Annotated in this window: 22 protein-coding genes; 8 read left to right on the top strand and 14 right to left on the bottom strand. The window is 64.0% G+C overall.

Annotated features, from left to right (window positions below; translation table 11 throughout):
- The first annotated feature begins 4 nt into the window (after positions 1 to 4).
- Both ACFPTO_RS00735 and ACFPTO_RS00730 read left to right on the top strand, forming a co-directional pair.
- Positions 5 to 610, top strand: a complete 606-nt coding sequence (locus ACFPTO_RS00735; RefSeq protein ID WP_377708709.1) for a nucleotidyltransferase family protein — start codon at positions 5 to 7, stop codon at positions 608 to 610.
- A 104-nt stretch (positions 611 to 714) separates the two neighbouring features.
- On the top strand, positions 715 to 1,224 hold the full coding sequence (locus tag ACFPTO_RS00730; RefSeq protein WP_377708708.1) for a hypothetical protein: 510 nt from the start codon (positions 715 to 717) through the stop codon (positions 1,222 to 1,224).
- A gap of 72 nt (positions 1,225 to 1,296) precedes the next feature.
- Here ACFPTO_RS00730 and ACFPTO_RS00725 read toward each other — a convergent pair whose 3' ends face one another.
- A complete protein-coding gene (locus ACFPTO_RS00725; RefSeq protein ID WP_377708706.1) occupies positions 1,297 to 1,716 on the bottom strand; it encodes a class I SAM-dependent methyltransferase in 420 nt (139 codons plus the stop codon).
- On the opposite strand from ACFPTO_RS00725, the gene ACFPTO_RS00720 reads away from it, so the two are divergent.
- The 4 genes from ACFPTO_RS00720 to ACFPTO_RS00705 all read left to right on the top strand — a co-directional run bounded on the left by ACFPTO_RS00720 (position 1,705) and on the right by ACFPTO_RS00705 (position 6,775).
- Positions 1,705 to 2,622, top strand: a complete 918-nt coding sequence (locus ACFPTO_RS00720) for a LysR family transcriptional regulator (RefSeq protein ID WP_377708704.1) — start codon at positions 1,705 to 1,707, stop codon at positions 2,620 to 2,622. The genes ACFPTO_RS00725 and ACFPTO_RS00720 overlap by 12 nt on opposite strands.
- 194 nt (positions 2,623 to 2,816) lie before the next feature.
- A complete protein-coding gene (locus ACFPTO_RS00715; RefSeq protein ID WP_377708703.1) occupies positions 2,817 to 4,034 on the top strand; it encodes a CaiB/BaiF CoA transferase family protein in 1,218 nt (405 codons plus the stop codon).
- Positions 4,031 to 5,026, top strand: coding sequence for a hydroxymethylglutaryl-CoA lyase (locus ACFPTO_RS00710; protein WP_377708701.1), 996 nt, complete (start codon positions 4,031 to 4,033; stop codon positions 5,024 to 5,026). The genes ACFPTO_RS00715 and ACFPTO_RS00710 overlap by 4 nt, the downstream gene beginning before the upstream one ends.
- Before the next feature lie 423 nt (positions 5,027 to 5,449).
- The gene (locus ACFPTO_RS00705) at positions 5,450 to 6,775 is read left to right on the top strand and encodes an MFS transporter (RefSeq protein ID WP_377708843.1); all 1,326 of its coding nucleotides are present in this window, start codon (positions 5,450 to 5,452) and stop codon (positions 6,773 to 6,775) included.
- Positions 6,776 to 6,881: 106 nt separating this feature from the next.
- On the opposite strand, the gene ACFPTO_RS00700 is transcribed toward ACFPTO_RS00705, so the two are convergent.
- Positions 6,882 to 7,691: an SDR family NAD(P)-dependent oxidoreductase gene (locus ACFPTO_RS00700; protein ID WP_377708699.1), complete on the bottom strand. Its 810-nt coding sequence runs from the start codon at positions 7,689 to 7,691 to the stop codon at positions 6,882 to 6,884.
- A gap of 119 nt (positions 7,692 to 7,810) precedes the next feature.
- Between ACFPTO_RS00700 and ACFPTO_RS00695 the strand changes: the two genes are divergently transcribed.
- Entirely contained in the window at positions 7,811 to 8,758 is a 948-nt protein-coding gene (locus ACFPTO_RS00695) for a GlxA family transcriptional regulator (protein WP_377708698.1), read from the top strand.
- A 47-nt stretch (positions 8,759 to 8,805) separates the two neighbouring features.
- Here the strand turns inward: ACFPTO_RS00695 and ACFPTO_RS00690 are convergent, their stop codons facing one another.
- The 5 genes from ACFPTO_RS00690 to ACFPTO_RS00670 form a co-directional block, all read right to left on the bottom strand.
- On the bottom strand, positions 8,806 to 9,921 hold the full coding sequence (locus ACFPTO_RS00690; protein WP_377708697.1) for an alkene reductase: 1,116 nt from the start codon (positions 9,919 to 9,921) through the stop codon (positions 8,806 to 8,808).
- Between the two features lie 85 nt (positions 9,922 to 10,006).
- Positions 10,007 to 10,813, bottom strand: a complete 807-nt coding sequence (gene dkgB / locus ACFPTO_RS00685) for a 2,5-didehydrogluconate reductase DkgB (protein WP_377708695.1) — start codon at positions 10,811 to 10,813, stop codon at positions 10,007 to 10,009.
- A 106-nt stretch (positions 10,814 to 10,919) separates the two neighbouring features.
- Entirely contained in the window at positions 10,920 to 12,158 is a 1,239-nt protein-coding gene (locus tag ACFPTO_RS00680; protein WP_377708694.1) for an MFS transporter, read from the bottom strand.
- A gap of 122 nt (positions 12,159 to 12,280) precedes the next feature.
- A complete protein-coding gene (locus tag ACFPTO_RS00675; RefSeq protein WP_377708693.1) occupies positions 12,281 to 12,616 on the bottom strand; it encodes a MoaF-related domain-containing protein in 336 nt (111 codons plus the stop codon).
- A 45-nt stretch (positions 12,617 to 12,661) separates the two neighbouring features.
- Positions 12,662 to 13,864, bottom strand: a complete 1,203-nt coding sequence (locus ACFPTO_RS00670) for an MFS transporter (RefSeq protein ID WP_377708692.1) — start codon at positions 13,862 to 13,864, stop codon at positions 12,662 to 12,664.
- Between the two features lie 103 nt (positions 13,865 to 13,967).
- Here ACFPTO_RS00670 and ACFPTO_RS00665 point away from each other — a divergent pair, with 103 nt between their 5' ends.
- Positions 13,968 to 14,870 carry a LysR substrate-binding domain-containing protein gene (locus tag ACFPTO_RS00665; protein WP_377708842.1) on the top strand — a complete coding sequence of 301 codons (903 nt, stop codon included), beginning with the start codon at positions 13,968 to 13,970 and terminating at the stop codon, positions 14,868 to 14,870.
- 216 nt (positions 14,871 to 15,086) lie between these two features.
- Here the strand turns inward: ACFPTO_RS00665 and ACFPTO_RS00660 are convergent, their stop codons facing one another.
- The 7 genes from ACFPTO_RS00660 to ACFPTO_RS00630 all read right to left on the bottom strand — a co-directional run bounded on the left by ACFPTO_RS00660 (position 15,087) and on the right by ACFPTO_RS00630 (position 23,781).
- On the bottom strand, positions 15,087 to 15,392 hold the full coding sequence (locus ACFPTO_RS00660; protein ID WP_377708691.1) for a hypothetical protein: 306 nt from the start codon (positions 15,390 to 15,392) through the stop codon (positions 15,087 to 15,089).
- A gap of 102 nt (positions 15,393 to 15,494) precedes the next feature.
- Positions 15,495 to 17,096 carry a methyl-accepting chemotaxis protein gene (locus ACFPTO_RS00655; RefSeq protein WP_377708690.1) on the bottom strand — a complete coding sequence of 534 codons (1,602 nt, stop codon included), beginning with the start codon at positions 17,094 to 17,096 and terminating at the stop codon, positions 15,495 to 15,497.
- A 187-nt stretch (positions 17,097 to 17,283) separates the two neighbouring features.
- Entirely contained in the window at positions 17,284 to 18,144 is an 861-nt protein-coding gene (locus ACFPTO_RS00650) for an endo alpha-1,4 polygalactosaminidase (RefSeq protein WP_377708688.1), read from the bottom strand.
- Positions 18,145 to 18,283: 139 nt separating this feature from the next.
- Positions 18,284 to 19,654, bottom strand: a complete 1,371-nt coding sequence (pelG, locus tag ACFPTO_RS00645) for an exopolysaccharide Pel transporter PelG (RefSeq protein WP_377708686.1) — start codon at positions 19,652 to 19,654, stop codon at positions 18,284 to 18,286.
- A complete protein-coding gene (gene pelF, locus ACFPTO_RS00640; RefSeq protein ID WP_377708685.1) occupies positions 19,654 to 21,348 on the bottom strand; it encodes a GT4 family glycosyltransferase PelF in 1,695 nt (564 codons plus the stop codon). Before pelF ends, pelG begins: the two co-directional genes overlap by 1 nt.
- Positions 21,345 to 22,355 (bottom strand): hypothetical protein, encoded by a 1,011-nt coding sequence (locus ACFPTO_RS00635; protein WP_377708684.1) that lies wholly within the window; start codon positions 22,353 to 22,355, stop codon positions 21,345 to 21,347. The genes pelF and ACFPTO_RS00635 overlap by 4 nt, the downstream gene beginning before the upstream one ends.
- Complete coding sequence (locus ACFPTO_RS00630) at positions 22,348 to 23,781, bottom strand: PelD GGDEF domain-containing protein (protein ID WP_377708683.1); 1,434 nt, start codon at positions 23,779 to 23,781, stop codon at positions 22,348 to 22,350. Before ACFPTO_RS00630 ends, ACFPTO_RS00635 begins: the two co-directional genes overlap by 8 nt.
- Positions 23,782 to 23,797: the final 16 nt, after the last annotated feature.

Raw genomic sequence — 23,797 nt, 5'->3', positions numbered from 1 at the left:
CCTATTGTTTTCAGCTGTCGTTCTGGCCGCGGGTTTTTCCTCCCGTATGGAAGGCCGCCACAAGCTGTTGCTGCCACTGGGTGGCGAGCCGGCTGTGCGGCGCGTCGTTCGCGCTATCGTCGCCGCACAACCTCAGGAAGTCGTGGTGGTGACCGGATTCAACGCGCCCGCCGTATGCGAGGCGCTGGACGGCCTCGATGTGCGCTTCCAGAACAACGCGCACTACTGCGAAGGGCAGATGACTTCGGTGGCGACTGGCGTGGGCGCGCTGCAGAAACCGTGCGATGCGGTGATGATCTGCCTTGCCGACCAGGTGCTGATCGAGACCGCCGATTATCGGGATCTGGTCAAGGCCTTTGCCTTGCTGCCGTACGGCTCGATCCTGGTGCCGATGTTCAGGGGCACGCGCGGTAATCCGGTTATTTTCGCGGCGAGCTATGCAGCGGAGATCGTGAGCGGCGCTTTGAATCCCGGTTGCCGCAAGCTGATCGCCGAACATGGCGACAAAGTCTCTATCCATGAAGCGTCCGATGACCGCTTCTGCGCGGATATGGATACGCCCGCCGATTACGCGCGCATGGTGGCGCGGATCGGACCCGAGGCGGGCTAATCGACGTGCGCGGGCGCGACGCCCGTCGTGCCCGTTACCCGGGAGACGCCTCAAGCCACAGGTTGATCCCGATGGTGTCGTTGCGAACGCAATTGACGCCGGTCATGCCCGATTCGCCGTGGCGTGAAAGATCGCGGGCAATATTTGGCCGCATTTCAGCCGGAAAGCGGGATCGAAGCGCATCACGGTGCGTTTATGACCATACCGTCGGGAAGGAATATGTAATTTGTGTGGCGAGATGGGCCACATATCCTCATTTAGATGCATGCCGCCATGATGAACGTCAATATTTACGTGCGCAAACCGCTGCGCAAACGGCGTTTCCAGGGAAGAATGCCGAAAAAACTATCATCTTGATCATGCTTTACGGACCAAAAGACATGTCACTCAAACCGCCTTTGGAACCAGACGATCTTCCTCTCGTATGCACGGGTTACAGCGATATGGACGCGAAGCGGATGATGCAGAATGTCGCGGGAGCGCTTGCCGCAGTCGCCGTGGCAGTCGTCGTGGCTTCGGGGCCGCTCATCGTCGCAACGGGCGCGCCGCTTTTTGCAGGCTTTTTCGCTGCTAAAGGCGTCGGGACTATCTGGGGCTGGATGGACGATCTTTGAGGCTCTCCAGGCTGATGATATTGGCGAAGTACCGGACGCCTCGCGCATTACCAGAATCGACGGCCGGAAATATCACGTCGTGCCAACGGCACAAATGAGCGGATGCGAAGGAACGTCGTTGCGGTTGATCGCAACGGACGAGAAACCCGCTTCAATCAAGCTATTCGTCAGCTTCTCGGGCCTGAATGCGTCGTAGGGCGGCCGCTCCTTGTCACGCACCGTGATGGCTACCAGGCCGCCGCGCTTGACGACACGATATAACTCGCTCAATCCACGTGCGGGCGCGGGCCAGAAGTAAATACAGTTGATCGAATAGACCTTGTCGAACGAATTGTCCGCGAACTGCAGATGATCGGCCGAACCGAGGGTGAGACGTGCGTGAAAAGCTGAGATAGAAGCGCAAGCTTGCAGAAGGCCGATGACTTGCCGTCCAGTCTTTGCACATAATGGCGCCATGACTGCAGCCGGAGTCTCCACGGCATGAACCTCCATCGTCTCGATCTCGTTTCGCTTTCGCTTTTCGCGCTCGTCGTTCGCTGCGGCAGTATCAGCAAGGGCGCCGAGCTTGCACACCTGGCCGTCGGCGCGGCAAGCAGGCGCATCGCGGATCTCGAAACGGCGATCGGCACCGCGTTATTCGATCGCCATTCCCGTGGCATTACGCTGACCGCAGCCGGTGAGGCGCTCATGCGCCACGCGCAGCGCATCCTGAACGACGTCGACGTGATGACGGCCGACATGTCCGAATATGCGGCGGGCGTCGTGGGCGTGGTGCGGCTCTGGGCGAACACGTCGGCCGTGACGCAGTTTTTGCCGAAGGACATTGCCGCGTTCAACGCCGCGCGGCCGGAAATACGGATCGAACTCGAAGAGCAAAACAGCGAACAGGTCGCCTTGGCCGTGGTGGATGGCGCGGCGGATTTCGGCATCATGGCCGACCAGATGCCGACGTTCGGCCTTCAAACCCTGCCATACCGGCGCGACCGGCTGGTTCTCGTTGTTCCCACTGGCCATCCGTTGACGCAGCGCGATTCGGTTTCTTTCGTCGACGCGCTGGAATTCGACTTCGTCAGCCTCTCCCGCACCACCTCGCTCGCACGGCGCCTTCACGCCGCCACCGCGTTCACGGGCAGTCAGCTCAAGCTGCGCATCCAGGTGCGCAGCTTCGATGCGATGTGCCTGATGGTGGCTGCCGGACTCGGCATCGCCGTGCTGCCCGATGCCGCCGTGCGCCCGCACCTTCGCTCGATGGGCCTGCGCAAGATCAGCCTCACGGAAGACTGGGCCGTGCGCGAGCTGCTGATCTGCGCGCGCGACCTCAGTGCGCTGCCGAAGTCCGCGCGGTTGCTCGTCAGGCATTTGACGGGCGACGCGCAAGCTACGCTCACGACATCCTGATTTACCCTGGGTTCTGTCGAGCTTTCGCATTTCGCGAAAGCTCGATTCCGCACTGTTGCATTCCGTGTGCGTGACCGTGCGTGGAGAATGCATCCACACCAACCGAAACTCTCCCTCGATTTTTTCCGGACGGGGCTCAAGGATGCGGTCTGCAGTCTTCTCCGTCTTTCGCCCTACATCGAGGAGTTCTCCCCATGAGCGGCCAGCCTTCCTTTGCGGCAACGCCTTCCGCGCTCAAGGGCGTGCGTGTGATCGAAATGGGGCAGTTGATCGCGGGCCCGTTCGCGGGCAAGACGCTCGGCGAATTCGGCGCCGAGGTCATCAAGATCGAGCCGCCCGGCGCGGGCGACCCGCTGCGCAACTGGCGTCTGATGAAGGAAGGCACCTCCGTCTGGTGGCAGGTGCAGTCGCGCAACAAGCGTTCGCTGGCGCTCGATCTGCGCGAAGCGCAAGGGCAGGACATTGCGCGCAAGCTGATTGCCGAAGCAGACGTGCTCATCGAGAACTTCCGTCCCGGCACGCTCGAAGGCTGGGGCATGGGTTACGAGCAACTGGCCGCGCTGAACCCCGGGCTCATCATGCTGCGCATCTCCGGGTACGGTCAGACCGGGCCGTATCGCGATCTGCCGGGCTTCGGCTCGATTGGCGAGGCGATGGGCGGGCTGCGTCATCTGACCGGCGAGCCAGGGCGCGTGCCGGTGCGCTGCGGCATTTCCATCGGCGATACGCTTGCCGCACTGCATGGTGTGATCGGCGTGCTGACCGCGCTCTATCACCGCGATGCGAATGACGGCCAGGGGCAGGTCATCGACGTTGCGTTGCACGAGGCCGTCTTCAACGTGATGGAAAGCCTGATTCCGGAGTACAGCGCGTTCGGCGCGGTGCGCGAAGCCGCCGGTAGCGCGCTGCCCGGCATTGCACCGTCCAACGCGTATCGCTGCGCCGACGGCTTTGTGCTCATCGCGGGCAACGGCGACAGCATCTTCAAGCGGCTGATGACGGCGATCGGCCGCAGCGATCTCGCCGACGATCCCACGCTCGCCAACAACGCCGGTCGTGTGGCGCGCGTCGACGAACTGGACCGCGCCATCGAAGCCTGGACCGCACCGCGTTCGAGCGCGGACGTGCTCGCCGCGCTCAGCGCCGCGCGCGTGCCGACGGGCAAGTGCTACACGGCCCGCGATATCGCCGAGGACCCGCATTTCCGCGCGCGGGACATGATCCTGAGGCAGACCACGCGCGACGGCTACGACATCGACGTGCCGGGCATCGTGCCGAAGCTTGCGGGCACACCTGGTTCCGTGCGCACGTCGGCGCCGAAGCTCGGCGACGATACGGACGCGATCTTGCGCGAGATGGGGCTGGCGGACAGCCAGATTGCCGAACTGCGCGCGAAGGGAGCTATCGCATGACGATCTGGAACGGTGAACAGCGGCGTGTCCATATGCAGGAAGTCGGCACGCGTGACGGCTTTCAGGCAGAAAAGACCTTCGTCGCGACGGACGAAAAGATCGCGTTGATCAACGCGCTGTCGCATACCGGGGTCTCGAAGATCGAAGTGACGGCGTTTGTCTCGCCGCAGGCGATTCCGGCCTTGCGCGATGCAGAAGTCGTGCTCGGCGAGATCGAGCGCGTGCCCGGCGTCGTCTATACGGCGCTCGTGCCCAACGTGCGCGGCGCCGAACGCGCGATCGAGGCACGCGCGGACGAGTTGAACCTCGTGATGTCGGCCACCGTGAGCCACAACGTAGCCAATCTGCGCATGACGCGCGAACAGTCTTTCCGGGGTTTAAAACAGGTTGCCGCGCTCGCGCGCGATGCGGGGATTGCGGTCAACATCTCGCTCTCGTGCGCCTTCGGATGCCCGATGGAAGGCGACGTTCCAGACGCCGAGGTTTTGGTGTGGGTGCAACGTTTTATCGAGGAAGCGGGCGCGCACGGCGTGACGCTGTGCGACACAACCGGGATGGCGTATCCGCAGCAGGTCGAAAGACTCACGGCGCAGTGCATCGCGCGCTGGCCGGAAACCGAATTCACGCTGCATTTCCACAATACGCGCGGCATGGGACTCGCGAATGTGCTCGCAGCGATCGATGCGGGCGCAACCCGTTTCGACGCGTCGCTCGGCGGCATCGGCGGCTGCCCCTATGCACCGGGCGCGAGCGGTAACGTCTGTAGCGAAGAAATCGTGCACGCACTCGAACTCATGGGCTACGACACGGGCGTCGATCTGGGCGCGCTTCTCGAAGCATCGAAGCGCCTGCCCGCGCTGATCGGGCATGACACGCCCGGCCAGATCGCAAAGGCGGGGCGGCGGCTCGATCTGCATCCCCGGCCCGCCGATTTCGACGCAATCCTCGCGCGGGCCATCGAGCGCGAAGCCGCTTCTCGCCCGCAGGGCTGACGTGCTTTTTTTATAAAAAAACATCGAACATCAATCAGGAGACGACATCATGCAAACCACCTCTGGCGCTCAGCCGCCGCATTCCGCCGCAAGCGTGCATAGCGTAAATAACGGCACGACCTCACACGGTTAAAAGCCGAAGCGGGCAGCGCCCGCTCGATCCTGCGGCAAGCATTCGCTTATCTGGGTTTAAACGAAGTGCCTCGCCGTATTGGCTCCGATAAGCTGCATGCTGTGTCGCGTTTCAGTGCCTGCCGATACGGCGCGTGGCGATCCGCGTTGCCTTGCGAGCGCGCGCCGCATCGGTCATCCATCGCATTCATATCTCACAACATGTAATGAGGCATCACGATGTCCATTGAAAAATCCGCGGAAATCGCCGCCCGCTTCGACCGGCTGCCGCCGTCGCGCACCGTCTGGTCGATGGTGATCCTGCTCTCGCTCGGCGGCGTGTTCGAGTTCTACGATCTGTTCTTCACGGGCTATGTCGCGCCGGGCATGGTGCATTCGGGGCTCTTCACGCCCGAATCGCTCGGCTTCTTCTCGGCGCTCGGGCCGCTCAAGGTGGCTGGTTTCGGCACCTTCGTGTTTTCGACGTTCGCCGGGCTGTGGGTCGGCGCGCTCGTGTTCGGCCAGGTGGCGGACCGCTTCGGGCGCCGCATCATCTTTACGTGGTCGCTGATCTGGTACATCGCGTGCACGGCCATCATGGCGTTCCAGACGACCGGGCAAGCGCTGAATATCTGGCGCTTCGTGGCCGGTATCGGTATTGGCATCGAACTCGTCACGATCGACACGTATATCTGCGAGTTGATCCCGAATGCCGAGCGCGGGCGAGCCTATGCGGTCAACCAGCTCATTACGTTCAGCGTGGTGCCCGTGGTGGCGTTTCTCGCGTTCATTTTGAAGAACACGCACCCAATCGGCCTCGATTACTGGCGCGTCGTGATTCTCATCGGCTCGGTGGGTGCGATCGTCGTGTGGTTTCTGCGCCGCAGCATTCCGGAAAGCCCGCGCTGGCTCGCGCGCCACGGTCGCGTCGAAGAAGCGGAGCGCATCGTCGCGGAGATCGAGCGCCGTGTCGCCGCCGAAAAAAGGATCACGCTGCCGCCGCCCGGGCCCGTCAAGGTCGAGAAGGGCGGCCATGGCTCGCTCATCGAAGTGCTGCGTCCGCCCTATCTGCGGCGCACGGTTCTCCTCTCGATCTTCAACATGGCGCAGGTGATCGGCTTTTACGGATTCGCGGCGTGGGTGCCGACACTGCTGATCAGCCGCGGCGTGCACGTGACGGAGAGCCTTGGCTACGCGTTCGTGATTGCAATCGCCAACCCGTTCGGGCCGCTGCTTGGCGTATGGTTCGCGGACAAGGTCGAACGCAAGACGCAGATCGTCGGCGGCCTCGCGATCATGGCGGTCGTGATCGCGCTCTTCTCGCAGGCCTCGGAGCCTTCGGTTCTGATCGTGCTCGGCGTGATCTTCACGCTGGCGGCGAACGTGATGTCTTACGCCTACCACGGCTACCAGGCCGAGCTTTATCCCACCCGCGTGCGTGCTCGCGCAGTCGGCTTCGTGTATTCGTGGAGCCGGATTGCGGCGGCGTTCGCTGGCCTCGCAATCGGCATCCTGTTGCATCACTATGGCGTGCCGGGCGTGGCGGTTTTCATCGGGATGGCGATGGTCGTCGGGATCGTGATGACGCTGCTCGGACCGAATACTCGCGGCCTCGCACTCGAAGAGATCAGCCACTGAGCGCGTAAAAGCGCGACGCATGCCGCCCATTCATGTGGCGGCATGCGGCGGCAGTTTTTTCTCCGGATATCGTACGATCCGCAGTCGGTGGAGCGCCGGTTTCCGATTAGCCTTCTTGTGCGGTAACGGCGTAGCGCGGCGCGGGCACATTGCTCGACAGGTGCCCCGACATGTTCCGGCGCGCGGCCTCGTAAGCTTCCCATTCCTCCACGGCATGCAGCGACGGGATCGTCACCACCTCGCCGCGATCGAAGCCGGTCAGCGCGGCGTCGACCATGGCTTCAGCCGGCATGACGATTTCCTGCGGCAGATGTTCGAGCGGCAGGCCGCCGGTTTGCCAGAAATCGGTCGCCGTTGCGCCGGGCAGGACGGCCTGGATCTGAACGCCCTTGTCGGCGAGTTCGTGATGCAGCGACTGGCTGAAGGCCAAAACGAACGCCTTGCTGCCGCCATAAACGCCGTTGAGAATCTCCGGCGCGATCCCGACAATCGACGAGATGTTGATGACGGCACCCTTGCCGCGCGCGACGAATCCCGGAACCGCTGCATAGGTGAGACGCATGAGCGCTGCGACGTTCAGGTCGATCATCTGGCTCATCGCATCGACGTCGCTTTCGAGCAGCGGACGGTGCGTGCCGACACCGGCGTTGTTGACCAGCAGCGTGATGCTCGCGTCACGCTTCAAGGTTGCTTCAACGGCGAGGACGGCGTTCCGGTCGGTCAGATCGGCTTCGACGATCTCGACGTTCTGGTGCGTTTCGTCGGTGATGCGGCGCGCGAGGGCGGCGAGGCGCGCGCGATTGCGGGCAACGAGAATCAGGTCGTAGCCGCGCCGCGCCAGCCGGTCCGCGTAAATCGCGCCAATGCCAGACGATGCGCCGGTAATGAGTGCCGTACCTTGGTGAGCTTGCGTCATGATGTAACTCCCTTTCAGAGGTCTTCACGGATTGCGTGAAGCTATTCTGGCCTCGTTTGACGGTGGCTGAAATGACGTATATGGTCATGATTTAGGTCATTCCTCCACGGGAGGCGGACGTGCACCGCATCGGCTTTCTTTTAAGCGACGGCTTCCAGATCATGGCGCTCGCGACCCAGACCGTTTTCGAGTGCGCGAACATGGTCGCGGGCGAGCCCTTCTACAAGCTCGATAATTTTTCGGCCGAAGGCGGCGACGTGCGTTCGTCGCTTGGCATGACCGTGGGCACGCGGCCGTTGCGAACGCGCGTTGCGGCCGACACGTGGATGGTGGCGGGCGTCAACGATCCGCTTACGTCGCCTGCACCTGCGGACGTGCTCGCGTTTCTGCGCAAGGCGGCTGGACGCAGCCGCCGCATCGCGGGCATCTGCACGGGCGGGTTCGTGCTGGCCGAAGCCGGGTTGCTCGCGCAACGGCGTGCCACCACGCATTGGGCTTTCGCGCGAGATTTGCAGAAACGCTTTCCGGACATTCGCGTGGAAGACGACCGCATCTACATTGTGGACGGCCCGATCTGGACTTCCGCCGGGATGACCGCGGGCCTCGACCTCGCACTGGCGATGGTGGAGAAGGATCTCGGCGCTGAAGCGGCGCGCTCGGTGGCGCACAAGCTCGTCATGAATCAGCGGCGCTCGGGCGGGCAGTCGCAGCACTCTGAAATGCTGGATCTTGCGCCGAAATCGGACCGTATCCAGGACGCGTTGAACTATGCGCGCAAGAACCTGAACCGGGCGCTGAGCGTCGAGGAACTGGCGGAGGCGGTGCACCTGAGTCCGCGCCAGTTCAGCCGGGTATTCACGCTTGAAACGGGCAAATCGCCCGCCAAGGCGATAGAAGGGCTACGGCTTGAAGCGGCACGTCTGATGATCGAACAAAGCCGGCATCCACTCGATGTGATCGCAACGGAAACCGGCTTTCGCGATCGCCGCCACATGCGTGAAGCCTTTCTGCGTGGATTTGGTCGGCCGCCGCAGGCGGTGCGGCGCGACGTGCGGGAGTCCGATTAATCCTCACGCGTCGCGCTTTACGTAGATCTGATGCGGATGCGCGCCCCTCAGGCCGCAGCGCTTTCAAGCGCCGGGTAATCCGTGAGCCCCTTCGCGCCGCCGCCGAACAGCGTCTCGCGATGATGTTGCGCGAGCGGCGCGCCAACGCGCAGACGCTGCACCAGATCCGGATTGGCGACGAACGGGCGGCCGAAAGCGATGAGATCGGCCCAGCCTGCTTCGATAGCTTCGCGCGCGCGTTCGCCGGTATATCTGCCCGCATAGATCAGCACGCCGGGATAGGCCGCGCGCAGCTTGCGCTTGAAGTCGGGCGCCATATGCGGGGCGTCGTCCCAGTCGGCTTCCGCGATATGAATGTAGGCCACGCCGATGTTGCCGAGCAAGCTCGCTGCCGCGAGATAGGTCGTTTCCGGATCGGCATCTTCGCAGCCGTTGAGCGTGGTGAGCGGCGCGAGCCGGATGCCGACGCGGCGCGCGTCGCCCGTGCCGTCGACCAGTGCGCGCGCAACCTCGTCGAGAAAGCGCAGACGGTTTTCGAGCGATCCGCCGTAGGCGTCGGTGCGCGTGTTCGCGCCGGAATCGATGAACTGATTGACGAGATAGCCATTGGCAGCGTGCAATTCGACGCCGTCAAAACCGGCCTCGATTGCACTGCGCGCGGCCACGCGGTACTGGTTCACGATTTTGCCGATTTCATCCACGGTGAGCGCGCGCGGTTCGGAGGCCTGCACGAAACCCGGCACGCTGTCTTCCGCGCTGGCGATGAACACCTTCACGCCTTCGGCCTGAAGCGGCGAAGACGATACCGGTTGCTGGCCGCCCAGCAGGCTCGTATGGCTCAACCGGCCAACGTGCCAGAGCTGCGCGAAGATGCGGCCGCCTTTGGCATGAACCGCATCTGTGACCTTGCGCCATCCTTCGATCTGGCCAGATGTGTGAATGCCGGGTGTCCACGCGTAACCCTTGCCGAGCGGCGCGATATACGTACCCTCGCTCACGATGAGCCCGGCGTCAGCGCGCTGGGCATAGTATTCGGCCATCAGGTCGTTGGCCTCGTCGCCGGGCTGGCTTGCGCGCGAGCGCGTCATCGGCGGCATCACGATGCGGTTGGGCAGCGTCAGCGCGCCGAGCTGGAGTGGCTGGAAAAGCGGATCACGGTTCATGCTGTGTTTCCTGATCGGGTTTGCGGCGGGTTTGAGCGGGTTTGCAGCTTCATTGCCGCGAACGTTCAAAGCGAATTTCGCTGGATTAGTCCCACTGCGGCGCAAGACCGTCGGGGCTCACCTCGCGGCCACCGCGTTCGAGCGACGCGATCCGCGCCATGTCTTCGTCGGTCAGCTTCAGGGTCTGCGCGAGCAGGTTGCTGGCCAGGTTTTCGCGCTTCGTCGACGAAGGAATGACCGAATAACCGAGGCGCAGCGCCCATGCGAGTGCCACCTGAGCCGGTGTGGCGTTGCGCTGTCCGGCGATCTCGCGGATCACCGGATCGCCGAGCACCAAGCCGTACGCCAGCGTCATGTACGACGTGACGTGAATACCTTCGCGCTGGAGGAATTCGACGAGCTTGCGGTTTTGCAGATACGGGCTGAGTTCGATCTGGTTGGTTGCGATGTTCTCTTTGCCGACCACCGCAATGGCTTGCTTCGTCAGTTCGATATTGAAGTTGGACACGCCGATTTGCTTCGTGAGGCCTTGCGACTTCGCCTCGGCGAGCGCACTCATGAACTCTTCAAGCGAGACGCCGTTGTTCGGTGCGGGCCAGTGAATGAGCGTGAGGTCCACTTCGTCGGTGCGCAGCTTTTTCAGGCTTTCCTTGAGGCTCGGCACCAGCTTTTCACGCGCGTAGTTGTCGACCCAGATTTTGGTCGTGAGGAAGAGTTCCTCGCGTGCGATGCCGGATGCGGCGATCGCCTCGCCGACTTCGGCTTCGTTGCCGTAAATCTGCGCGGTGTCGATGGCGCGGTAGCCAGCTTCGAGACCGTTGCGCACCGAATCGATGACAACCTGGCCTTGCAGACGGAACGTGCCGAGGCCGAATGCGGGGATATTGCTCATGAGGTTCTCCGGGGCAGGGAAGGAAAGGAGATGTCGATGGAGGAATTGTGCTGAATCGGATCTATGCGAAAAAGACCGATAAACGCTAAATACAATTGAATAAAAATCAAATATTGGTCGACGAAAGGTCGCGTGCCGAACTGTGTTGCGGATACCGGCGCTGCAGGGCGATCTGCAGGAACACCAGCGCGAGGCCCGATGCGGCGATCAGCGCGCCGACGATGGGCACCGCGGCATAACTCAAGCCCGCGGAAATCGCGGCGCCGCCGGATGCCGCGCCCACCGCATTGCCGAGATTGAACGCGCCCACGTTGACCGAAGACGCGAGCCCTGGCGCTTCGGCGGCAGCACGCATGACGCGCATCTGCAAGGGCGGCACAACGGCGAATGTGGCGATGCCCCAAACCACGACGGCGATTGCGGTACCTGGATGCGTCCTTGCCAGCAGCGGGAAGGCGAGCATGATGGCGACGAGCAGGATCAGGAAGACGATCAGGCTGCCGTTGAGCGAGCGGTCCGCGAGCCGGCCGCCCGCGACGTTGCCGATCGAAAAGCCCACGCCCACGAGCACGAGCATGGCGGTCACGAAAGCGGGTGATGCACCCGCGATGTGTTCGAGGGTCGGTGCGATATACGTGTAGAGCGTGAACATCGCGCCAGCGCCGAGCACGGTCGTGGCCATTGCCATCAACACCACAGGGCGCGTGAGTACCGTCAACTCGCCGCGCACGTGCGGAACCTTGCCCGGTTCGCCCTTCGGGAGCGCGACGCGCAGAATCAGCATCGTGAGCACCCCAAGCGCCGCGGTCGCGGCGAACGACATGCGCCAGCCGATCGTCTGGCCGAGCCACGTCGCGGCGGGCACACCGCCTATGTTGGCGATCGTCAGGCCCATGAACATGGTGGCGACCGCGCTCGCCTGCTTGTGACGGGGCACGACGCTCGCCGCGACAAGCGAGCCGAGCCCGAAGAACGCGCCGTGATTGAGGCTCGTGACGAGGCGCGCGAGCAGCAGCGTCGTGTAGTTCGGCGACATTGCCGAGAGCAGATTGCCAATGGTGAAGATGCTCATCAGCGCGATGAGCGATGTTCTGCGCGACCAGCCCGAAAAGGCGAGCGTCATCAGCGGCGCGCCGATCATGACGCCAATGGCGTAGGCCGTAATCAGCATGCCGGCCGTCGGGATGGAAACATGCACGCCCTGGGCGATGACCGGCAGCAGCCCCATGGGCGAAAACTCGGTGGTGCCGATGCTGAATGCGCCCATGGCGAGTGCCAGCAACGAAAGCCATGCGCTGCCGGGTTGACCCGACTGATCCGGCTTCGATAGTTGCGCCGCGTTCATGCCGTTTTCTCCGTCATGTCTCGATGGAAAAGGGGAGGGACTTCAGTGGCGATTTCGCTGAACGCCTCGACCGGTTTTTCGAGTGAAGCGGACATGATCGAATCGCTTTCAGGGCTTGATGCTCAGACTGCACGCAGAGTGCCTTCGAGCCGGTAGAAGTCGAGCGACGGCGCGGTGAAGAACGATCGCGACGTGCCGGCCGCGAAGTCGTCGATATGCACGACGGTCGCCCGGTTGGCTTCCTGCCACGAGATCGCGTAGATCTCGCCGCCGACGTGCTGCCACGTATAGGCGACTTCGCCCTTTGCGCCCGTGAAATCGCCTTCGGTGATCTCGTAGCGCATGTGGATGCCGTCCTCGGCATAGGCGTTGATCGCCGTGAGGCCGTCGTAGCGCACTTCGAAGGACTTGCCTGCGAACGGCGGGCGTTGCCGGGTAGGGTGGTTCGATGCGTTCATGCTGGCGATCTCCTGCTAACGGGGAAAAGGTTGACTGTGCGGGGTTCACTGAGCGACTTCCACGATTTCGGCCGTGCGCTCGGGCAGACCTTCGCGCCGGTCGAGACGGCCGCTCAGCGCGGTGAGCGCGAATGCGCCGAGCGTCACGACCGCGGCGATCCACGGCGTATGGCCGATGCCGATGTGCGCAACGATCAGCCCGCCGAGCGACGAACCGCCCGCCACGCCGAGATTGAATGCGGCGATGTTGAAGCCCGATGCGACGTCGGCGGCCTCGGGTGCGAAATGACGCGCCTGCTTGACGACGTACACCTGCAGCGCGGGCACGTTGCCGAACGCGACTGCGCCCCAGCAGAGCATGGTGATCACAGCGAGCCACCGGTTATGTACCGTGAACGTCAGGGCGAACAGCACGGCGGCGAGCAGCAGGAAGATGAGTTTGAGCGCCCGCACCGGGCCCGCACGGTCGGCGAGTTTGCCGCCCCACATGTTGCCGACCGCGACGGACACGCCATAGGCGACCAGCACGATGCTGACTTCGGAGGGCGCAAAACCCGCAATCTGTTCGAGCAACGGCGCCATGAACGTGAAGGCGATGAGCGAGCCGCCGTAACCCACCGCAGTCATGGCATAAACCAGCGCGAGACGCGGCTCGCCGAGCACACGGAACTGCTGGAGCAGTCCTGCGGGACGCGTATGCGCGAGTTGACGCGGAACGAAGGCCACGGCGCCGGCAAACGCGATCAAGCCAAAGCAGGCGACGATAAAAAACGTGGCGCGCCAGCCGAAGTGCTGACCGATCAAGGTGCCAAGCGGAATACCGGCGACGAAGGCGACCGTCATGCCGCTGAACATGGTTGCGATTGCGCTAGCCGCTTTGTCGCGCGGAACGAGCGTCGTGGCGATGACCGAGCCCACGGAGAAAAAGACGCCATGTGCGAGGCCGGTCAGGATGCGGGCCACGATCAACGACTCGTAACTCGGCGCGCGCCACGCGACGAGATTGCCGACGGTGAAGAGCGCCATCAGTCCCGCGAGCAGCAGCTTGCGCGGCACGCGCCCGGTCAGCGCGGTGAGCACGGGTGCGGCGACCGCCACGCTGAGCGCATAGAGGCTCACGAGCAGACCGGCAGAGGGCAGGCTGACGCCGAGATCGGACGAAATCGTCGGTATCAGACCCACGATGACGAACTCGGTCGTGCCGATGGCAAAAGCGCTGATGGTGAGCGCGAGGAGGGCGAGGGGCATGACGTGCTGTCCTGGCTTCGATGAAGACGGGACGGAGTGTGCGCCCTTTACTTTTGCCGAAAAAGTCGCTTATAAAGGAAATTGTTTTGATTTGAAATCAAAAATGAAAATCACACTGGATGAGCTGCAGGCGTTTGTGAGCGTTGTCGATACCGGCTCCATCACGGCAGCCGCGCAGCAACTCGGTCTGACTATCTCCGCGACGAGCCGCACCTTGGGAAGGCTGGAGGACAAGCTCAAGACCACGCTGCTGCGCCGGACGACACGCCGTCTGGAGTTGACCGAGGAAGGGCGCGCGTTCCTTGGCGACGCGCGCGCGATCATCGCATCGGTGGAAGGCGCGGAGGAGCAGATGGCGGCACGTCGCGAGCGGCCATCCGGGCGGCTGCGCGTGGATGCCGCCACGCCCTTTATGCTGCATGTGATCGTGCCGCTCGTGCAGGGCTACCGCGAGCGCTTTCCGCAAGTCGAGCTGGAGCTCAACAGCAACGAAGGGATCATCGATCTGCTGGAGCGTCGTACCGATGTCGCCGTGCGGATCGGCAGGCTGAAAGACTCCACGTTGCATGGCAAGCCGATAGGCCGCAGCCGCCTGCGTATTCTCGCGAGCCCCGCGTATCTGGAAGCCCATGGTCATCCGAAACGCGTGGAAGACCTTTCGAAACACACGCTGCTCGGATTCAATCAGCCTGAGGCGCTCAACGTCTGGCCGATAGCGGGGCCGGACAACGAGTCGTATCGCATCGCCCCGGCTATCTGGTCATCGAGTGGAGAGACGTTGCGTCAGCTTGCGCTGGCGGGCGCGGGCATCGTCTGCCTGTCCGACTTCATGACGGTGCGCGATCGCCGCGATGGCGCGCTTGTGCCGCTTTTTGCCCGCCAGACGCAGGATGTGCGGCAGCCAATCAACGCGGTCTATTATCGGAACACCGCGATTTCCACGCGGATTGCGTCCTTCGTCGACTATCTGCGCGAAGCGGTGCGCGGAACGGAGTTCGAACGGTAAAGCCGCAGTCGCGCTTTACCGTCGCGCTTACGTTTTCTTATTGACTTGGCGCTGTGCCAACCACCTGCCTTTCAAACGGGGCAGGTGGTTTTATTTAGTTGCAGCCTTGGGCCACTCCCTCTATCTCAGTGCGATGGCCATTCCGATTGCAGCCATTGCACGTCGATGCGAAATCTAAACCTGCGGGAGCATGACTCGGCTCGCTTTATGCTGCGCTCAGGCTTTCGCGGCTTGCTCTTTCGCGAGCAGACGTTGAGCCTGCAGGTCGCCGCGTCCAGCTTCCTGCGCGGTTTGCACCGAGGTTTCCGCTGCTTCAGCGCGCGCAGCGAGCAGGGCTTGTGCTGCGGCACTGATCTTGACCGTATACGAAGCTTGCGGCGCCGACGACTGTGCCGACGATGTCGTGCTGCTCGTCTTCGAGGCCGATGCAGGCTGCGCAGACTTTGCAGCCTGTTGTGCCTGCGTGCTCACACCCGTTGCAACCGAACTGATCTGCTGGGTATTGACTGCTTGTACTGACACGATGTTTTCTCCTTGTGAGACGTCGTCATACGACGACATCACGTTTAACGGCCACGTCTATCGCATCCTTTATATCTATATTTTTTGTAACGATCCCGTTTCTTAAGCATCCGTTAAGTAATCGCTTTTATTGGCTCCGCGCTCGGCGCTGCCGAGCACGGCTTGCGAGATCCGGAAGCCCGCCACCGCATCCTTCATCTGCCGGGTCTGCTGATGCAGCGACATCGCGGCTGCCGCGGCTTCCTCGACCAGCGCCGCGTTCTGCTGGGTCATCTGGTCCATCTGCGCAATCGCCTGATTGACCTGCTCGATGCCGGTGCTCTGTTCGCGCGACGATTCGCTGATGTCGCCGATCATCTGTGCGAGCCGCGAGATCGATTCGGATACTTCGCGCATCGCGTCGCCCGCATGTTCGACGCGTTCCGAGCCGCCGCGCACCTGATCGACCGAATCGTCGATCAACGCCTTGATCTCCTTCGCGGCGTTCGCGCTGCGCTGCGCGAGCGCGCGCACTTCGCCTGCGACCACCGCGAAACCACGGCCCTGGTCGCCTGCGCGCGCGGCTTCGACCGCCGCGTTCAGCGCAAGGATGTTGGTCTGAAACGCGATGCCGTCGATCAGGCCGATGATTTCGGCGATCTTGTTCGAGCTTTGCGCGATTGCCTGCATCCGCTCGACGACGTCGTTGACCACCGCGCTGCCGCGCGAGGTCGCGTCGAGTGCGCCGTTCGCGAGTTCGCGTGCCTCGTCGGCATGCTGCGCGTTGCGGCGCACGGTGCCCGTCATCTCGGCCATGCTCGCGGACGTCTGTTCGAGCGATGCGGCCTGGTTTTCGGTGCGCGCGGATAGATCGGTATTCCCGGTCGCGATCTCGTCCGCGCCGATGTGGATCGAATCGGCCGATTCGCGCACCGTCTGCACCGTGCGCGCGACGCTGCTTTGCATGTGTGCGAGACCGCGCATCAGATGGCCGATTTCGCTCGCGCCGTGTGCGACGACCGGCTCGTCCAGATGTCCGCGCGCGATGCGTTCGAAGTGGCGGCCCGCTTCCTCGAGCGGCGCGACGACGCCGCGCTTGAGCGACAGGTAAACGCTCGCCGCGAGCACGACCAGCACGACCAGAATGCCGATGCCAACGCCGCGAAAGACCGCGAGACGGCTGTCGATCGAATCGAGCGAGGCGCGGCTCGCAGCCGTGCTGAACTGCACGAACGTGTGCAGGTCGTTCAGGTACGCGTCCTGAAGCGACTGCGTGGGCTGGTCGAGGAACGCCTGAATATTGTTGGCGTCGAGGTACTGCGTCAGTTCGGCGAGCGCGTCGTGATAGGCGCGATAGGTCTTCGCGATAGCATCCATGCGCGCGCGGTTCTCGTCGTTGACGGGCGGTGTGTTCGCGAACTTCGCAAACGACTGATCGGCGAGCTGCAATTGCTCGCGCGCGTGGTTGACGATGTCGGCTGGCTCGGTGCCGCCGCGCACCATCCGCGTGCCCGCGCGCGACGTGTTGATGCGCGCGTCCATCAAATGCTGGGTCGTTTCGTTAATCGCGGTTTCCTGGCGGAGCGCGACGCGCGTCAGATCGCCGACGTCGTCGTGCGTGCGCACGAGCGACCAGAAACCCAGGCCGGCGGTGACGAGTTGCAATACGCAGAAAGCGGCGAGCACGCATAGCATACCGACGGCCACTTGGATTTTGCTGAACATTACAAATACCTGACTTAAGGGGGTGCGGGGGAGCGAACGGGGCAATGGAGACAATGTGTCTACCCGTCGTTTACGGCGCTGGAAGCCAGGGCTTGAGGCTGGGCGGGTGCGAATCGCGAAGCGACAATTCAAAAATTCGAGGTGTCGCTTATTTCGTGAGCTGTCATTTACGGTAAATAAACCACGGCTATCTGGCCGGAGCACAGGCGGCCGATTCGCGTAGCGGTGGGATCGTTGCCTGCTGCAACGTCTGGATCGCTCCGTCCGTGATGAATGGCACGATGCCGTCGGCGGAAATGCGCGCGGCAGTCTCGCGCGCGCACGCGGCATCGTCCGGCGCGCAATAGTCGATCGAAATCACCGGCAGGCCATAACGCGCCTTCACCGTGTGCGCCATGGCCAGCAGCCAGTCTCGGTCCGCCTGGGGCACGTCGACATAGCGCGAATGCGCCTGATCCCAGCCGCGATAGAGCGATTCGAACGCAACGGCGCTCACGTCGTCGTGGATCTGCGGCAGCAATTCGAAGCCGCGATTGAGGATCAACTTTGCGGCAGGGTGGCTCGTCTTGATCGCATGGATGACACGGACGATGCCTTCGCGCTGGCGTTCGCGTTCGGCGTCGGTCGACGTCACGAGCTGATACGAATCGAGCGTGTCGAGAAAGAAGCCGCGATAGCCGCGCGCCCATAGCGGATCGATGACGTGGCGCACGAAGAACGCTGGCCAGCCTGCACGGCTTTGATCGACCACGTGCGACGCCCAGTTCCGGTTGCGGCCTTTCAGCCAGTCTTTCGGCAATTGCGCGAAGTACGGCCGCTGCGGGGTCATCTCTCCGACGCTCGCATAGGCAAACCACTGCGTGCAGGGCAGCGGGTGCTCGTTCGGCTGGAATCCGCTGTCCGGTTCGAGGACCGCGATGTCGTAGTGGGCGAGCAGCGCGGCGGGCGGCGTCGTGCCGTAGTAGAACGCCACGCGCAGATCCGGCGCGGGTGTGTCGCCGTCGGTGCCCGCGTGCGCGGCGGACGCCACGCCACATGCGTACAACACGGCAGAGATCAACCGTGCGCCGCGTGAGAGAAGGCGTCGTGCGGACCGCTGGTTATGAGCCTTGTCGAGGCTGTGATTCATGTGAACAGGCCCTTGCGTACCGGCATTCCGGCTTGAATGATGTTTGCCTGCTGAACGTTCATTGGAGCATGTACGTTTCGTATTCGAGGGTGGCGAACCTGGCGTCGAGCGCGCGTATGGCGAGGATCGTCGCGATCAGCAGCGCCGCCGCGAACCCGTAACCATACGCGGCTGGCCCGAGCCGGATCGACACCATCGTCAAGACCGCATTGAGCACGATGAAGAAGGTGGCGAGCCGCAGCACGTCGCGGCGCGTGTCGAGATAGAACATGACGTTGAAGAGGCCGAGTAACAGCACCTGCAGGCTCGCGGCGATGACGTCGACGAGCAGCAGCGGCAGGTACAGCGACGAGATGTGCAGCGCGCCGAGGAGCAGCGCGCCGAACGCGAGCATTAGCAGGACCACGACGATCTGAACCTTGACGATTTCGGCGAGACCGGTGCGCACGCTGCGCACCATCATGTCGCGCATCGCGTTGATGCGCTGCAGTGTGGCGCCGGTGCGCACCGCGTCGTAGAACGCGTCGTAGTAACCGGCGAAGTCGGCTTCGATGCGCACGAGGAACGCCGCCATGGCCGGCATCACGCACACGTAAGCGAGAAAAACCGGAATGTCGTAGATGACCGACGCGTGGAACCAGCCCACCACGCGCGTGCCGGTGACGTCCGAGAACCAGAAGACGAACTTGTCGATCCACACGCCGAGATTGAACATCAGTCCGACCCAGGCGAGGCTCGGATACATGAGCCGGCGATTGAACACTTCGAACGAGATGTAGCGCGAACCCGGATACTGGCGGTGCACGATGGTCGAAAGGCACAGGAACAGCAACGCGTGGCCCGCGACGAAACCGCCGAGCAAGCCGGTCAGACCGTAATGGTTCAGTCCGAGCGCAAGTCCGACCACGGCGCTGTAGCCGATCGCGAACGACCACAGCACCTGCCGGTACTGCTTGATGCTCGAAAGGAAAATCACGGCGATCCAGATATTGCTCGCGATCACGAAGCCCGCGATCATCAGCAGCCGGTAGGCGAGCGGCGTTGCGTCGAAGCCGAAGCTCATCGCGAGGATGCCGATCGTGCCCGACACGGCCGAGCAGACGAGCTGGATCGCGCGGTAATTCGGCAGCACGAGGTCGTCGCGTTGCTCGTAGAGCCGGTCCGAGACGAAGCGCGTGAACGACAGTTGCAGCGGTCCCGTCACGATCAGGCTGAACGCGATCATGTAGGTCACCGACACCTGAAACTGTGTGATGAGCACAGTCGGTATCACGACGGTAAAACTCAGCGTGCCGATGATCAGAATGCCGAAGCATGAGAGGATCATCGGCCCCGAGCTGATGAGGCCCGCGTAGAGATAGGCGCGCGCGACGCCGGTCAGCGTATCGCGGGCCATCAGCTTGCGCAGTTCGAATCCGATACCGGCCATCAGCGACTCCGGTTGAATAATGCACGCAGCGCGGCGAGCGTGCCGCCGCGCGTCGTTGCGTGTGCAAGGGTTTGCGTTTTCGCGTGGAACGGGCAGCCGCGCGCGGCGTGGCCCGGCTGCGGCGACGCCGCGCCTGCCGAAGATCCGTCGTGCCCGCGCTCCGGTTGCGCGCTGGCGCGCGCGTAAATGGCTTCGTAGCGCTCGATCATCTGGCTGCGCCGGTAATAACGTTGCGCGCGCGCCATTCCGGCACGTTGTGCGGCAAGCCAGCGTGGCTCGTCGGTCAGCAGGTCGATTGCCGCACTCGCGAGCCCGGCGGGATTGGCGATCTGCACGACTGCTCCGGCTGAGCCGAGCGCGCGATCTTCCGGATCGGCGCCTTCGATCAGCTCGCGGCATGCGCCGACGTCGGTCGTGATCGAGGGCACGCCCGCAGCGAAGCCTTCCAGCACCACGAGGGGCAGGGCCTCGCTGATCGAGCTGAGCGCGAGCACGTCGATCTCGGGCAGGACTTCGTCGATGCGCCGGAAGCCGAGGAACTTCAGGTTGCGTTCCAGCCCGAGGCTTTGCGCGAGCGCGTGGCATTCGTGCGCGTAGTCCGGATCTTCGTCCTCGGGGCCGACGATCCAGCCTTCGATGTCGGGCATCGCGCGCGCGGCGATGAAAATGGCGCGGATGAACGTCTTGATGTCCTTGATCGGCACGACCCGGCCAATCAGCGCGACTACGTGCCGCGTGCGCGCCGTGCGCCGTTCGACGAGCGGCATCAGCGCATCGACGTCGATGCCGTTCGGGATCGTGCGCGTCAGCGCCGCACGCGCGCCATCGGCGATCTGGCGCTGGCGGTTGCCCTCGTACAGCGCGACGATCTCGTCGGCGGCGTCATACGCAAGACGCCCCAGCGCTTCGAAAAAGCGCAGCCACAGGTCGCGGAAATAGCTCACGTCGGACATGTCGCGCTCGAACACGCCGCGGTTGTCGCGAATCCAGCGGCTTTGCAGCAGGTCGATCTTGCGTTCCTTCGTATAGATGCCGTGCTCGCTGACGACGAGCGGGCGACCGGTGCGGTGATGCAGCAGCGCGCCGAGATAGCCTGCATAGCCGGTCGATATCGTGTGGTAGACCCTGGCCTGCACGGTCTGGGCCGCCACGTTGGCGAGCTGCCAGAGCGGCTGGTGCATGTTGCGCACGGTCCAGAAATAGTCGGTAAACGACGGGTCGGTGCAGCGCTCGCGATACTCCTGCTCGATGTATTCCCACGATTCGCGGCTGTGCAGGAACTGGTCAACGTCGAGTTTTCCGCCCTGCGCGAGCATCGAGATCAGTTCCACCATCATGGCGCTGATTTCCGGCTGCCGGTCGCGCTCGCGCAGCAGCTCATGGAACGTGGCGGAGAGCGCGAAGGCTTCGCGGTCGCCGCGCACCTTGCGGCGATGCTGCTTCGGTTCGACCGGCGCGGTGCCGTAGAGAAAGTGCTCTTCGAAGTGCACGACATTCCCGGGCAACGGGTAGGCGGGCTTCGGATAGTCTTCCTTGCGTCCGCCGATAAAGACGATGCCGAATTGCCGCTGCGGATAGGCGCGGATCATGTCGTTGACCCAGCTCGATACGCCGCCGCGCACGTAGGGAAAGGTGCCTTCGAGCAGCAGGCAGATATCGGTTTGCGCGGCGCGGCGATAGAGCGATGTGTTCATCGTGTCCAGTAATCGATCACGGGTTTGAGCGCCGGGGTGCTGGCGTGCCGCGCAAGTTCGCCGACGATAGCCGCCGCTTCGGCGTGATGGCCTTGCCGGAAGGCTGCCTCGGCGAGCCACGGCAGCAGCCGCTCGCGCGGAAAGCTGAGCTCGCGTGCGCGCTCGAGGAGCGGTGCGGCTTCGTCGGCACGGTCGCGCGCGAGCGCGAGGCGCGCAAGCAGCAGGCAGAGCGCGGCGTCGCGCTCGCCGTTGGCGAGCGATTGCGCCGCGCGCGCGTGCTTTTCGGCCTCGGCGATGGCGTGGCGGTAGACATCGCCTTGCGCGAGCCGCTGATAGACCAGCTCGAAATGCAGTTCGGCGAGCCGCCGGTGCAGTGCCTGCTGTTCCGCTTCGGTGCGCTCGTGTTCGAGCGCGTCGCGGCAGGCAAAGATCTGGTTCACGATCTCGTTCTCGGCCTGGTCGAGCATGCCGTAGGCGAGCAGGCGCAGATCGTCGACCGGGTCGGCGAGCAGATTGCGCAGCAGCGCGCCGGTAGTCCGGGTCGGCAATTGCTGGATCGAAACGAGTGCGGCGAGGCGGTCGTCCGTTGCGCCATGCCGGTTCGTGAGACGCGCCTGCACGCGCGCGCCCGCGGCGTGCGAGACGCGCGAGACGAGGTGCGAGACGAACTCGGGCCGCCCCACGAGATCGAGTTCACGCGATGGCCGCGCAATCGCCAGCCCCGCGCCGGCGTAGCTGGCGATCACTTCGAGCAGCCCGCCCACGCCCGGCACGAAAAACGACAGCGCCCAGAGATGGAGGAGCGCGCCGCGCCGCGGCTCGCGCTTTGCGGCAGGCAGCATGCGGCGCAATACGACGGCCTCGGCGGCGGCGGCGGGCGCCTGGAGCAGCAAGAAGCACGCAAGCGCGCCGATTCCGGCTGGCGGGTGCAACGCGCCCCACACGGCCAGGCCTTGCAGCAGCGCGGCAACCGGCGTGGCGAGGAGGAGCGCGAACGCGTTACGCATGGCCCATCGCCCGTTGCAGCAGTTCGGCAAGATTCGTGTTCCCCGACGCGCCCGTCACGAACAACGTGTGCACGCCGATGTGCGCGCGCTCGAAATCGGTGTCGAACTGGTTGCGCAGGTTCGACTCGATGCGGTTGAGATAGCCGGACACGCCGGTCGCATCGGCCAGCGGCATCAAGTTCAGAAGCACGGAACGCTGCGGCGTTTGCAGCGTCCAGGCGAGATCCGCCGAGCGTCCGCGGCGCAGGACGTGTTCGAACAGCGAGTCGCGCGCTTCGTCGCGCGGGAAGGCGAGGGCGACCACCGACGATGCGACGCCGCTGCGCCGGTGCAGGCGCACGAGACGGCCGTATTCGAGGCCGAAGTCGGTCGGGCAGCCTGGCACGGCCTCGATGAGTTCGCGCGTCGCGCGGGCGTATTCGAGCCCGTCGCCGTAGTAGCCGAGCAGGACGAAGAGCAACTGGAGGTTGTCGTGATTGAGCGACAGGAACGGCATGCGCTGCACGACGAGCAGCGCGCGCGTCTCGCCGGTGGCCGAGATGAGCGGCGCGCAGGCGATATACCGGCTGTCGCGCACGGCGCCGTCCGCCGATTTGAGGTGGGCGAGCTGCCCGGTCGAAAGGGCGAGTGCGGGCAGCGGGTCGGCGGCGTCCAGATCGAAGGGCTCTCCGGCCGTTGCGAGGGGCGTGAGTCCGAGCTTGCCGTGGTGCACCGGGTAAAGCGCCGCGACCTCGATCTGGCAGGACCGTGCGATGAATTCGACGAGCCGCGCCGTGCCCGGCAACGCTGCCCCGGTGGCCGCAGCGGATTCGCTCGTGGCCGCGTCGGCGGCGTTGCCCGCCGCGAGCTGGCGCAGTTCGTGGATCGAGTCGCGCAGCGTGGTCGGCCGCGTGAGCAGATCGCGTTCGAGCCGCTCGTGCGAGAGCCGCAGCAGGTAGTGGTTGTCGGTGAGCGCGGTGAGCCGCTCGTTCAGATAGTCGTTGACCGCATTGGCGCGGTCGGCGCGCACGTTCCAGGTGTCGGCAAAGTGTCCGGTGAGGATCACGAGGACGCCGCCGCCGACAAAGAATGCCGTAGGCCACGGCGTCCCGGCCGGGTAGGCGAACACCCAGGTCAGCGCGAACAGCAGGGCCGAGGTGAACCCGGGTGCGACGCCGTAGCGCAGCGCGACGAGCGTCGGAACGAGCCAGAGCCAGGGGAAGCCGCTCTTGAGCACGAGCGGGTCGGCGCGATCGACGAGCCAGGCGAGCGCGAGCGGCACGATCGTGACGACTGCGGCCTCGATCCACGCGAAGCGCCGCCGCGCGACCGGCGCGAGCAGGCTGCGCAGCCGGCCGGGGTTGCCGTGGGAGCGCTCGTACAGGTGCCGCCGGCCGGCGGGTTTGCGTGCGGTCTGTTCGCCGGGGCTAACGGTCTGCGTGTCCATCTACGTCTCGCATTGG

Source organism: Paraburkholderia denitrificans (assembly GCF_042655705.1).
Classification (GTDB): Bacteria; Pseudomonadota; Gammaproteobacteria; order Burkholderiales; family Burkholderiaceae; genus Paraburkholderia; species Paraburkholderia denitrificans.
This window is presented reverse-complemented; position numbering and strand designations above follow the sequence as displayed.